This window comes from Kribbella yunnanensis, assembly GCF_039529655.1.
In the GTDB taxonomy this organism is placed as follows: domain Bacteria; phylum Actinomycetota; class Actinomycetes; order Propionibacteriales; family Kribbellaceae; genus Kribbella; species Kribbella yunnanensis.
In genome coordinates, this window is the sequence record NZ_BAAANF010000013.1 from 312,554 (window position 1) to 324,324 (window position 11,771).

Sequence of the window (11,771 nt, forward strand, 5' to 3'; positions counted from 1 at the left end):
CGAGGCTAGAAGCTAGAGCGTTGTCTAGGTCAAGTCCTCCGTAAGGTGGAAGCGTGGACTACAAAGAGCTGTGGAACCCTGAGCCCGGCTGGCTGAACACCGCCTCGTACGGCCTGCCGCCGCGGCCGGCGTGGGAGGCGCTCCAGGCGGCACTCAATGACTGGCGGGTTGGTGCGACCAGCTGGGAGCCGTGGGACGAATCGACCAGCCGATCCCGCGAGTCGTTCGCGAGGCTGGTCGGTGCTGACGCGGCGGATGTGTTCGTGGGGAGCACGGTTTCGGCAGCGCTCGCGCCGGTCGCGGCCGCAATCCCCGATGGTGCGAAGGTGCTGACCGATGACGTCGAGTTCACCTCGAATGTCTTTCCCTGGAAGGTCCACCAGGATCGCGGTGTCGAGGTGATCTGCGTACCGGGATCGGAGCTGGTCGCCGCGATCCGGCCCGGGATCGACGTGGTCGCGGTCAGCGCGGTGCAGTCGTCGACCGGCGCCGTACTGGACCTTCCCGCAGTGGTTGCCGCCAGCAAGGAGATCGACGCGCTGGTGGTGATCGACGCCAGCCAGGGCATGGGTTGGCTGCCGCTGACTGTCGACGGCATCGACGCACTCGTGGTGCACACCTACAAGTGGCTGATGTCGCCGCGCGGGGCCACGCTCGGCTACCTGTCGCCAAGGCTGCAGGAGCGCTGCCGCCCGTCGGCCGCCGGTTGGTACGCCGCCGCTGACATGCACGGGTCGTATTACGGCGACCGGATGGTGCTGGCCGACGGTGCCCGCCGGTTCGACCAGTCGCCGGCGTGGTTCTGCTTCGTCGGGGCCGCTCCAGCTCTCGAGTTGGTCGAGCAGATCGGCGTCGAGACGATCTACCGGCACAACCTCGAGCTGGCCAACGAGTTCCGCGACGGTCTCGGGCTGCCGCCGTCGAACTCGGCGATCGTGAGCACGAGTCTCCCGGGCGCGGACGCGGCCTTCAAGGCGGCCGGCATCCGGGCAGCGGTCCGCGATGGGAAGCTGCGCGCGTCATTCCACATCTACTCGACACGGGACGACGTACATCAGGCTTTGGACGCTCTGAAGCCGTTGACCTAGAGCCCGATCTAGGATTGACGGTATGGGGTTGAGCATCGGGCAGGTGGCGGAACGGACCGGGTTGAGCGTGCACGCGCTGCGGTTCTACGAGCGCGAAGGGCTGCTGGCCGACCCGGTACGGCGGGAGTCCAACGGTCGACGCGTTTACAGCGAAGACGACGTCGACTGGTTGGCGATGTGCATCAAGTTCCGCTCGTCGGGGATGCCGCTGGACACGATTCGCCGGTACACCGAACTCGTCCGCCAAGGCTCGGGCAACGAGCAGGACCGCCTGGACCTGCTCCGCAGCCACCAGGACTCCATCACCGCGCAGATCGAGGACCTGCAGGAGTCGCTGCGGGTCATCACGCACAAGGTGTCGATCTACGAAGAGCATGTCGCCGCCGGCACGGCCAGCTGCCTGTGGGTGCCCCCAGAAGAGACCGCCGCCTCCTAGCCCGCGCGGAGCACGCGGAGGAGCGTCGACGGCGTCAGCAGGGACGGCGGCGTCGCGAGCAGGTTGGCCACCTCTAGGAAGCGGCGGCCGACGACGGGATCCGTCTGGGCTGCCTTGTTCAGTCGGCTCAGGTAGCGGACGAGCAGACGAGAGGCCAGCGGCTGCTTGCCTACCGTGGCGTCGAAGCGCAGGTCGTTCGAGACCGACATGACCCAGGCGGTGTCGACGATCTTCGCCATACCGGTGAAGTAGCGGCGGGTGAGCTGGTCGTCGCCGCTCTCAAGAACCTCGGCCAGATGTTCGGCGGCGAGTGCCGCGATCGTCATGCCCTGGCCGTAGGCGGGGTTGAAGCAGACGAGCGAATCACCGGCTGCGACGAAGCCCTCGGGCAGCCGACTGGCCTTCTCGTACCGGCGCCGGACGCTCGGGCCGATCCGGTAGCGGACCGGCTCGGTCAGCGGTTCGGCGCGAGTGATCAGCCGATGTAGTTCAGGGCCGTCGAGTTGGGCCGCGAAGTCCTCGAAGGCACCGGGCTGGTCCGGCGGCGGGTTGTCCGCCATTCCGACCAGCGTCACGAGCCAGCGGTCGCCGTCGTTCGCGCCGACTCCGCAGCCGATCGGGTTGTCGGGGTAGTGCCCGGAGATCACGCCGGTGAAGTCGACATCGCCCGGCACCCGGCGGTACTCGCGGGTCGTGTAGACGATGCCGGCGCGGACCTCGTCCTCCGGCGCGGCGTCGTACCCGAGCTCGCGCAACCAGGTCGGACCGCGATTGCTCCGGCCGGTGGCGTCGACCACGAGCTCCGCGTCGAGGCGCTCACCATTGACCCGTACGCCGGTCACTCGGCCGTTCTCGGCGGTCAGTCCGTCGACCGTCGTACCGGGTCTGGTGATGATGTTCGGGACCTCGGTCACCTTCGCCCGCAGTACCGACTCGATCAGCGGTCGGCCGGCGAGGAGGCCGGTCAGGTTCGAGGGGGCGCGTTTGAGCAGGCGGCCCTCGTTGTACCAGAGGACGTCGTTGTGCAGGTCGTTCTGCACCGCACCTCGGCGGACTATCTCGTCGCGGAACCCGGGCACGAGTCGCTCGATCGTCTGGTGCCCGCGGGCGAGCAGCCCGTGCGCGTGCCGACTCTGCGGAACACCCTTGCGGTGCACCGCGTCCAGCGGGAGCTGATCTCGGTCCAGGACGACAACTTCGTCGTACCAGCGGCTGAGCACCTTCGCCGCCAGTAGCCCAGCCATACTCCCGCCCGCGATCACAGCCCTCGTACCCATGGTCTCAAGGCTCCTTCAGCAGCCGATGAATTCCACGCGCCATCGGGCAGTTCTGCGGGCAGCGATTGAGCTTTTAAGGAATAGCTCAATAGTGATGCCCGGCTCGGGTTACCGTGGCAAGTTGTCACTTGCCGTGATCACCACGGATGACAAGTGACAGTGCGTCGATCTATTTCTGGGGAGATCTCATGAATGCGACTGTGAAACGACTGGCGACACGCCTGCTCAGGGCGGGTGCGGCGGGTGCCGCTCTCGCCGGACTGGTGACGGGGGCGCCGGCGAGTGCTGCTGCTCCGGCCGCGAGCTGCCCGGCCGGCTACTACGTCTTCAAGACCGGGCCGACTTACTGGGGTTGTGCGATGAACGGTCAGAAATATGCCAGCGTCTACTGGTCCGGCGGTGGCCGGAAGGTGGCCGTGGTCGGAGTCGACTACCGGATCTACTACTTCTCGAACCAGGGAAAGTTCTTCAGTCTGAAGAACGGCATCGCCGGCTCGGCAGGTAGTGGCATCTTCTGGACCACAACCGAGTGGACACAGATCGGCCATGAGCCGATCGCGGGCTACTTCAAGGTTCTCGGTAACGACAACCGCACTCCTTACTGCATCAAGTTCGACAAGTACAACCTGGAACCGCGAGGCGATTGGTACAGGTGCTGAGCTGAGGGTTCGTCTGGTGAGCTGGGCGTGGGCGGAGGTACGCGCTTGATAGGCAGCGTCTATCAGGTGATAGGCAGCATTGCTTTGACCCCGCTCCCGGAGCACGGGATGTTGTATACATGACGAGTGAGGTAGTGGCCGCTTCCTCCGTTCCGGTCCCTGGACGTGCTCAGCGCGTGCGGGAGATAGCGACTGAGCTGCGCGGGCTTCGAGGTGCGCTGATACCGATCCTCCATGCGGTGCAGGAGGAGCTCGGGTACGTCGACCAACCGGACGTGCCGGTGATTGCCGACGTACTAAATCTGTCAGTGGCCGAGGTGCACGGGGTGGTCACCTTCTACAAGGACTTCCGCCGTACGCCGGCTGGGCGGACCGTCGTGGCGATCTGCCAGGCGGAGGCGTGCCGATCGGTTGGCGCTGTTGAGCTGGCCGAGCATGCGAAGCGGAGTGTCGGGTGCGGGTTCGGTGAGACGACGTACGACGGGCGGGTCACGCTCGACGAGGTGTTCTGCTTCGGCAATTGTGCGCTCGGGCCGGCGGTTCAAGTCGGCGAACGATTGCACGGCCGAGTGACACAAGCTCGCCTCGACGCACTGCTGGGAGAAGCCCGATGAGCGGGGCGTCGGTCCGGGTGTTCGTGTCGCGCGACTCGGCTGCGCGTTCGGTGGGCGCGGATGAGGTGGCCGAGCGGATCCTGGCTGCCGCGAACGGGCGAGCCGATGGTGCGCCTGCGGTTGAGATCGTGCGGAACGGGTCTCGCGGGATGCTTTGGCTGGAGCCGTTGGTTGAGGTGGAGACGGCTGAGGGGCGGATTGGGTATGGGCCGGTTGCTCCTGAGGACGTTGACGGGCTGGTGGCTGGGGGGATGCTTGCGGGCGCTCGGAACTTGGGTGCCTGTCTTGGGGATGTCGAACAACTGCCGTGGATGCGGAAGCAGCAGCGGCTGACGTTTGCCCGGGTCGGGGTGATCGATCCGCTCTCCGTCGACGACTACACGTCGTACGGCGGTCTGCGGGGGCTGCGCCAGGCGTTGGCGATGACCCCGGCCGAGGTCGTGGAGACCGTGGTCGAGTCCGGTCTCCGCGGCCGCGGGGGTGCCGGGTTCCCGACCGGCATCAAGTGGCGGACCGTGCTCGGTGCGCAATCCGAGCTCAAGTTCGTTTGCTGCAACGCGGACGAGGGTGACTCGGGGACCTTCGCGGACCGGATGCTGATCGAGGGCGATCCGTTCACGCTGATCGAGGGAATGACGATCGCGGCGTACGCCGTGGGGGCGTCGGAAGGGTATGTCTACCTGCGCTCCGAGTACCCGGATGCGGTGGCGACGCTCAGGGCCGCGATCGAACTCGCCCGGACCGAGGGGTGGCTGGGGGCCGATGTCCTCGGCTCCGGGTTCGAGTTCGATCTGCACGTCCGGGTCGGCGCCGGCGCGTACATCTGCGGTGAAGAGACCTCGATGCTGGAGAGTCTCGAGGGGAAGCGCGGCATGGTTCGCGCCAAGCCCCCGATTCCAGCCCTGGAAGGACTTTTCGGGCTGCCGACAGTGGTCAACAACGTGTTGTCGTTGGCAACGGTTCCGACGATTCTGGCCGACGGCGCGGCGACCTATGCTGCGTACGGGGTCGGGCGGTCGCTCGGTACCAGCGTCTTCCAGCTCGGCGGCAACGTGGCTCGTGGCGGGATTGTCGAGACCGCGTTCGGGATCACGCTCGGCGAGCTGGTGAACGAATTCGGCGGCGGTACGTCGTCCGGTCGGCCGATCCGCGCCGTACAGGTCGGTGGGCCGTTGGGTGCGTACTTGCCGGTTGAGCAGTTCGATTTGCCGATGGACTACGAGGCGTTCGCGGCGGCCGGCGCGATGGTCGGGCACGGCGGGATCGTGGTCTTCGACGAGACCGTGGACATGGCCGCGATGGCCCGGTTCGCCTTCGAGTTCTGCGCGGCCGAGTCGTGCGGCAAGTGCACGCCGTGCCGAGTCGGCGCGGTGCGTGGCGTCGAGACGATCGACCGGATCGTTGCCGGTGACAACCGTGAGAAGAACCTCGTCGTACTGGGTGATCTGTGCGACCTGATGACCGACGGCTCGCTCTGTGCGATGGGTGGGCTCACGCCGCTGCCGGTGCGCAGCGCCGTCCGCCACTTCGGAAAGGACTTCGGGGAATGAGCCTATTGAAAGAACCGGACTTCGGTACGCCGGCCCGGCCGGGTGCGGCGACTGTCGAGGTGCTCGTGGACGGGGTCGCCGTACAGGTCCCGCCCGGTACGTCGGTGATGCGTGCGGCCAAGGAAGCGGGGATCGACGTACCGAAGCTGTGTGCGACCGACAATCTGGAGGCCTTCGGGTCGTGCCGGTTGTGTGTGGTCGAGATCGACGGCATGCGTGGTACGCCGGCCTCGTGTACGACGCCGGTCGCGCCGGGCATGGTGGTTCGCACGCAGAACGAGAAGCTCGGCAAGCTGCGGCGCGGGGTGATGGAGCTCTACATCTCCGACCACCCGCTCGACTGTTTGACGTGCTCGGCCAACGGTGACTGCGAACTGCAGGACATGGCCGGAGTCACCGGTCTGCGGGAAGTCCGCTACGGATCTGGGGTCGAAGCGGGCGCGAACCACATGTCGGAGCCGACGGATTCCTCCAACCCGTACTTCGATTTCGAGGCGTCCAAGTGCATTGCGTGCTCGCGGTGTGTGCGGGCGTGTGACGAGGTCCAGGGCACGCTGGCGTTGACGATCGAGGGTCGTGGGTTCGACTCGAAGGTCGCGGCCGGGGCCGGCGGATCGTTCTTCGAGTCCGACTGTGTGTCGTGCGGTGCGTGTGTGCAGGCTTGCCCGACGGCGACGCTGCAGGAGAAGTCGGTGATCGAGCTGGGGATGCCGACCCGGTCCGTGATCACGACGTGCGCGTACTGCGGGGTCGGGTGCTCGTTCAAGGCCGAGTTGCGCGGTGACGAGCTGGTTCGGATGGTGCCGTACAAGAACGGTGGCGCCAACGAAGGGCACTCGTGTGTGAAGGGGCGGTTCGCGTTTGGGTACGCGAGTCACCCGGACCGGGTGCTGGAGCCGATGGTTCGCGATTCGATCGCGGACGAGTGGCGAAAGGTCTCGTGGGAAGAGGCGATCGGGTTCACCGCACGGCGGTTGCGCGAGATCCAGGCGCAGTACGGGCAGGGCTCGATCGGTGCGATCACCTCGTCGCGGACGACGAACGAAGAGGTGTACACGGTTCAGAAGATGGTCCGCGCGGTCTTCGGGAACAACAACGTGGACACGTGCGCTCGCGTTTGTCACTCGCCGACGGGGTATGGCCTGAAGCAGACCTTCGGTGAGTCGGCCGGCACGCAGGACTTCAAGTCGGTCGACGAGGCCGACGTGATCCTGGTGATCGGGGCGAACCCGACGGACGCACACCCGGTGTTCGGGTCGCGGATGAAGAAGCGGATCCGGCAGGGTGCTCGTTTGATCGTGATCGATCCGCGGAAGACGGATCTGGTCCGGTCGCCGCATATCGAGGCCGCGCATCACCTTTCGCTTGCCCCGGGCACCAATGTGGCGATGATCAACGCGATCGCGCATGTGGTGGTGACCGAGGGGTTGGTCGATCGGGCGTTCGTTGCGGATCGGTGTGAGGACTTCGCTACGTGGGAAACGTTCATCTCTGATCCGTCGCATAGTCCGGAAGCGGTCGAGGAGATCACCGGCGTACCGGCCTCGGAGGTGCGGGCGGCGGCTCGGTTGTACGCGACTGGTGGTAATGGCGCGATCTACTACGGGCTCGGCGTTACCGAGCACAGCCAGGGCTCCACGATGGTGATGGGGATGGCCAACCTCGCGATGGCGACCGGGAACATTGGTCGTCGTGGAGTTGGGGTGAATCCCCTGCGCGGGCAGAACAATGTGCAGGGTTCGTGTGACATGGGGTCGTTCCCGCACGAGCTGCCGGGATACCGGCATGTGTCGGATGACGGCGTACGGGAGGTGTACGAGAAGCTCTGGGGTACGCCGTTGCTGAACGAGCCGGGACTGCGGATTCCGAATATGTTCGACTCGGCGATCGACGGATCGTTCAAGGCGCTGTTCGTGCAAGGCGAGGATATTGCGCAGTCCGACCCGAATACGCAGCACGTGTTTGCGGCTTTGGGTGCGTTGGATTTGCTGGTGGTGCAGGACCTGTTCGTCAACGAGACGGCGAAGTTCGCGCATGTTTTGTTGCCGGGGACATCGTTCCTGGAGAAGGACGGGACGTTCACGAACGCCGAGCGGCGGATCAACCGGGTCCGTCCGGTGATGGCGCCGCAGACCGGGAAGCAGGAGTGGGAGATCGTCTGCGAGATCGCCCAGGCGATGGGCTACCCGATGCACTACAACTCGGCCGCCGAGATCATGGCCGAGATCGCGCTCACCACGCCGACGTTCATGGGGGTTTCGTTCGAGCGGCTGGACCAGGTCGGGTCGATCCAGTGGCCGTGCAATGTGGAGCACCCGGACGGTACGCCGATCATGCATGAGGAATCCTTTACCCGCGGTAAAGGGCGGTTCATGGAGACCGTCTACGTGCCGACGTCGGAGCGGTCGACGCGGAAGTACCCGTTGATTCTGACGACCGGGCGGATCTTGTCGCAGTACAACGTGGGTGCGCAGACCCGCCGTACGGCGAACGTCGCGTGGCATCCCGAGGACATCCTCGACCTGCATCCGCACGACGCCGAGGTCCGCGGAATCGAGGACGGCGACACGGTCGCGTTGTCGAGCCGAGTCGGCCGTACCACCTTGCGCGCAAGACTTTCCGACCGAATGCCAGTCGGCGTCTGCTACACCACCTTCCACCATCCAGTCACCGGCGCAAACGTCATCACCACCGACAACTCCGACTGGGCCACCAACTGCCCCGAGTACAAGGTCACCGCGGTCCAGGTAGATCTCCTGCCCACCTCTGTCGTCTCCGAGGAAGCCCGAGAGCCAGTCGTCGCCGGTGATCCCCGATGACCCGCGCAACCGAGTCGCCGTACGAGGGTGGTAGCCGGATGAGCCGCGCGACGGAGCCGTCGTGCGTGGGTGATGGTCGATGAGCCGCGCTACCGTGCCGCCGTACGTGCGGCTGGCGAACGAGATTGCCGCTCAGTTCGCTCACCGGGCGCCGACCGAGGCGGCCACGGCTATTGCCAACCACATGCGGATCACCTGGGATCCGCGGATGAAGCAGGCCTTGATCGCCCACGTCGAAGCCGGCGCCGAAGACCTCGACCCAGCCGCCGCCCTCGCCGCCCAGCAACTCCAAGCAGCCGCCAAGTGACCCAGCCGAACGACCTCCCACGACGCGACCACGTGTCGTGGGACGCAGCCCGCCGGGTCGCCCACCTAGTCGGCCGCCCCCAACCGGCAGTCTCCCGCGCCCTCGCCGACGCCGCCGGCTGCGTACTCGCAAGCCCTCTGGTCTCGCCAGCCGCAGTCCCACCAGTAGACCGCTCAGCCATGGACGGCTACGCCATCCGCGGTCCCGGCCCCTGGCGCGTCATCGCCCACGTAGCCGCCGACTCCGCCGCCTCGATCGAACTAGCCGACGGCCAAGCCTGCAGCATCACCACCGGCGCCGCCGTACCAGCAGGCGCCACCAGCGTCATCCGAGACGAAGACATCGAGCTAGACGGCCACTGGGTCCGCGGCCCATCCGCCCCCGGCAAACACATCCGCCGAGCCGGCGAGGAATGCCAAGCAGGCGAGGTAGTCCTCCCCGCAGGCGTCGTCGTAGACGGCCCAGTCCTAGGCCTAGCCGCCTCCCTAGGCCTGAACCGCCTAACCGTCATCCCCCAACCAGTAGTCGCCGCCCTAATAACCGGCGACGAACTAGTCCACCAAGGAACCTCCGGCCCAGGGCGGGTCCGGGATGCGATCGGACCGATGCTGCCCGACCTGATCACTCGCGCAGGCGCACGACTCGGCCCGATCCAGCATCTCCCGGACACTCGAACTGCTCTGGCCGAGGCACTCTCCCCGACCGGCCGACCGAGGGCGGGCGGGCCCACCGAGCCGGCCGGCGGGCTGAGTGGTGCTGATTTGATTTTGGTTTCGGGGTCTTCGGCGGCGGGTCCGGCTGATCATTTGCGGGCGGTGTTATCCGAGCTGGGGGCTGAGTTGGTGGTGGATGGGGTGGATTGCCGGCCGGGGCATCCGCAGGCGGTGGCTCGGTTGGGGGATGGGCGGTTGGTGGTTGGGTTGCCGGGGAACCCGTTGGCGGCTTTGAGTGCGTTTCTGACGGTGGGGGTGGCGGCGATCTCGCGGCTGCGGGGGCTGCCGTTGCCGGCGTTGGCTGTGGCGGCTATTCCGGGTGGGGTGGCTTGTCATCCGCACAGCACGCGATTGGTACCAGTTCGCGTTACCGGGCAAGGCGCCGTACCGGTGGGACACGGTGGATCAGCGATGTTGCGGGGTGCCGCTGGGGCGGACGCCCTGGCAGTTGTGGAACCGGGGCCGGCTGAGGCTATTGCGGCGCGGTTGTTGCCGCTGGATCCGGGGGCGCGGCCATGGGGCGGCTGATTGCGCGGCGTCCGGTCGTCCGAATAGGACCGGACGGCGAGCGCAGCCGACCCGACTCCCTTGCCGTAGAGGAACCCCTCGAACTTCGCGTCGACGGCAAACCCCTCGCCGTCACGATGCGCACGCCCGGCCACGATGTCGAGCTCGCGCACGGGTTCCTGCACACCGAAGGCGTGATCGGGAGCGTCGACGACATCCGCGATGCGCGCTACTGCGATTCGCGTGATGACGAAGGCCGCAACACCTACAACGTCCTCGACCTCGGCCTTGCCCCCGGCGTACCGCCGCCGGTCACGGGAGTCGAGCGCAACTTCTACACCACCTCATCCTGCGGCGTCTGCGGCAAAGCGTCACTCGACGCAGTCCGCTTGAAAACAAGGTATTCCCCGGCCGACGACGAGACCCAGATCCGGTACGACGTACTGGCGAAACTGCCCGACGTACTCCGCACCCGGCAGCAGGTGTTCGACCGCACCGGCGGTCTACACGCGGCCGGCCTGTTCACCCCCACCGGCGAACTCCTCGTCGTACGCGAGGACGTAGGCCGCCACAACGCCGTCGACAAAGTCATCGGCTGGGCCCTCCTCGACAACCGAATCCCAGCCCGCGGCCTCATCCTCATAGTCTCCGGCCGAGCCAGCTTCGAGCTAGCCCAAAAAGCCGTCATGGCCGGCATCCCAGTCCTAGGCGCAGTCTCCGCCCCCAGCTCCCTGGCCGCCGACCTAGCCGAAGAATCCGGCCTGACCCTAGCCGCCTTCATCCGCAACGGCTCCCTCAACGCCTACACCCACCCCCACCGCATCACCAGCTGATCCGTTTGGTGGGTGAACCCCAAGGCCGGCTAGTTAGGCGGTTCGGGGTCGCGTCATGCACGGTCCAGTACGGCGACCTCAGCGAGCCCTACCCCCACCCGGAACCAGCGAGCAGGCCCCCGCGTTCCCCTCACCCCTGGCCGGGGGGCCGGATCCTCCCCAAACCGGTTCGGGGCGGATCCCGGACGCATTCGGGCGGTGAATCCTCCCCAGACCACTCCCGCGACCGCGCCCATCCTCCCCAAACCGGTTCAGGGAATCGTGAGTACGCCAGGCCCACGGCGCCAGGCCCACGTCGCCACCACCCACCTCGCCTTGAGCCGGTACTACGTCGTGCACGGCTCAACCACGTACGCGGCCGAACAATGGCTGACAGGTGCCCCAGGTGAGCCGGCCGGTCGACTTTGAGCACCGTTCGACCGTTTCGGCGGGGCGCGCGTGGTTGACTGTGCTCAAGGTGATCGCCGGCCCGCGATCCCGGGCCCCGGGGGCTGCCCCGGGTGCGTTACCCGATGGATATTCGTCACCGAGTCCCCAAAACCCCTCGGACAACGCAAATCTCGGGCGTCACGCACCCCAGCCACAGCCCGTCAGCCCCAGGCAACGTGAAACCGCGGTCGCCGGCCTCGCCATCCAGCCCAGCCACCCGCCCAGCTCGCCCTCCGGCTTCAGTCGGCCGCCCTTTGGCGGCCGAGGCCGGGGTGCAGACCGAAAGGTTCTCGGCCGGGGACGTGCGCGGTGGCCGATCACCGCTCCCGGCCGACCTGAAAGACAGCGTGGCGGGGCGCCGCGGTGGCTGGGCTGGATGGCGGGGTCCGGTGACCGCGGTTTCACGCTGCCCTTGGGTGACCGGGCTGTGGCTGGGGTGCGAAAAGACTCGGGTTGCCGGGTCTTGGTTGCCGTGCGGAAAGACTTGGGGTGCCGGGCTGTGGTTGCCGTGTGGGGAAGGCTCGGGTTGGCAGTGGTCC

General features: G+C 66.8%; 11 protein-coding genes. 10 read left to right on the forward strand and 1 reads right to left on the reverse strand.

Annotation, left to right across the window (positions count from 1 at the left end):
* Positions 1-53 precede the first annotated feature (53 nt).
* A complete protein-coding gene (locus tag ABD231_RS19255; protein WP_344153437.1) occupies positions 54-1,088 on the forward strand; it encodes an aminotransferase class V-fold PLP-dependent enzyme in 1,035 nt (344 codons plus the stop codon).
* A gap of 22 nt (positions 1,089-1,110) precedes the next feature.
* Positions 1,111-1,524, forward strand: coding sequence for a MerR family transcriptional regulator (locus ABD231_RS19260; RefSeq protein WP_344153440.1), 414 nt, complete (start codon positions 1,111-1,113; stop codon positions 1,522-1,524).
* Here ABD231_RS19260 and ABD231_RS19265 read toward each other — a convergent pair.
* Positions 1,521-2,801 (reverse strand): FAD-dependent oxidoreductase, encoded by a 1,281-nt coding sequence (locus ABD231_RS19265; RefSeq protein WP_344153443.1) that lies wholly within the window; start codon positions 2,799-2,801, stop codon positions 1,521-1,523. The genes ABD231_RS19260 and ABD231_RS19265 overlap by 4 nt on opposite strands.
* A 188-nt stretch (positions 2,802-2,989) precedes the next feature.
* Between ABD231_RS19265 and ABD231_RS19270 the strand changes: the two genes are divergently transcribed.
* From ABD231_RS19270 to ABD231_RS19305, 8 genes are all read left to right on the forward strand, one after another.
* Positions 2,990-3,460, forward strand: a complete 471-nt coding sequence (locus ABD231_RS19270; RefSeq protein ID WP_344153446.1) for a hypothetical protein — start codon at positions 2,990-2,992, stop codon at positions 3,458-3,460.
* A 119-nt stretch (positions 3,461-3,579) separates the two neighbouring features.
* Positions 3,580-4,074 (forward strand): NAD(P)H-dependent oxidoreductase subunit E, encoded by a 495-nt coding sequence (locus ABD231_RS19275; RefSeq protein ID WP_344153449.1) that lies wholly within the window; start codon positions 3,580-3,582, stop codon positions 4,072-4,074.
* Entirely contained in the window at positions 4,071-5,624 is a 1,554-nt protein-coding gene (locus tag ABD231_RS19280; RefSeq protein WP_344153452.1) for a formate dehydrogenase beta subunit, read from the forward strand. Before ABD231_RS19275 ends, ABD231_RS19280 begins: the two co-directional genes overlap by 4 nt.
* Complete coding sequence (fdhF, locus tag ABD231_RS19285) at positions 5,621-8,443, forward strand: formate dehydrogenase subunit alpha (RefSeq protein WP_344153455.1); 2,823 nt, start codon at positions 5,621-5,623, stop codon at positions 8,441-8,443. Before ABD231_RS19280 ends, fdhF begins: the two co-directional genes overlap by 4 nt.
* 79 nt (positions 8,444-8,522) lie before the next feature.
* Positions 8,523-8,750, forward strand: a complete 228-nt coding sequence (locus ABD231_RS19290; protein WP_344153458.1) for a formate dehydrogenase subunit delta — start codon at positions 8,523-8,525, stop codon at positions 8,748-8,750.
* Positions 8,747-9,991, forward strand: a complete 1,245-nt coding sequence (locus tag ABD231_RS19295; RefSeq protein ID WP_344153461.1) for a molybdopterin molybdotransferase MoeA — start codon at positions 8,747-8,749, stop codon at positions 9,989-9,991. Before ABD231_RS19290 ends, ABD231_RS19295 begins: the two co-directional genes overlap by 4 nt.
* Positions 9,979-10,803: a formate dehydrogenase accessory sulfurtransferase FdhD gene (gene fdhD / locus ABD231_RS19300; protein WP_344153464.1), complete on the forward strand. Its 825-nt coding sequence runs from the start codon at positions 9,979-9,981 to the stop codon at positions 10,801-10,803. The genes ABD231_RS19295 and fdhD overlap by 13 nt, the downstream gene beginning before the upstream one ends.
* 261 nt (positions 10,804-11,064) lie before the next feature.
* Positions 11,065-11,211 carry a hypothetical protein gene (locus ABD231_RS19305; protein ID WP_344153466.1) on the forward strand — a complete coding sequence of 49 codons (147 nt, stop codon included), beginning with the start codon at positions 11,065-11,067 and terminating at the stop codon, positions 11,209-11,211.
* Positions 11,212-11,771 lie beyond the last annotated feature (560 nt).

Bases quoted from the DNA above. Each gene is read 5' to 3' on its own strand.
- ABD231_RS19260 (WP_344153440.1), top strand. From the start codon at position 1,111: ATGGGGTTGAGCATCGGGCAGGTGGCGGAACGGACCGGGTTGAGCGTG.
- ABD231_RS19265 (WP_344153443.1), bottom strand. From the start codon at position 2,801: ATGGGTACGAGGGCTGTGATCGCGGGCGGGAGTATGGCTGGGCTACTG.
- ABD231_RS19270 (WP_344153446.1), top strand. From the start codon at position 2,990: ATGAATGCGACTGTGAAACGACTGGCGACACGCCTGCTCAGGGCGGGT.
- ABD231_RS19275 (WP_344153449.1), top strand. From the start codon at position 3,580: ATGACGAGTGAGGTAGTGGCCGCTTCCTCCGTTCCGGTCCCTGGACGT.
- ABD231_RS19280 (WP_344153452.1), top strand. From the start codon at position 4,071: ATGAGCGGGGCGTCGGTCCGGGTGTTCGTGTCGCGCGACTCGGCTGCG.
- fdhF (WP_344153455.1), top strand. From the start codon at position 5,621: ATGAGCCTATTGAAAGAACCGGACTTCGGTACGCCGGCCCGGCCGGGT.
- ABD231_RS19290 (WP_344153458.1), top strand. From the start codon at position 8,523: ATGAGCCGCGCTACCGTGCCGCCGTACGTGCGGCTGGCGAACGAGATT.
- fdhD (WP_344153464.1), top strand. From the start codon at position 9,979: ATGGGGCGGCTGATTGCGCGGCGTCCGGTCGTCCGAATAGGACCGGAC.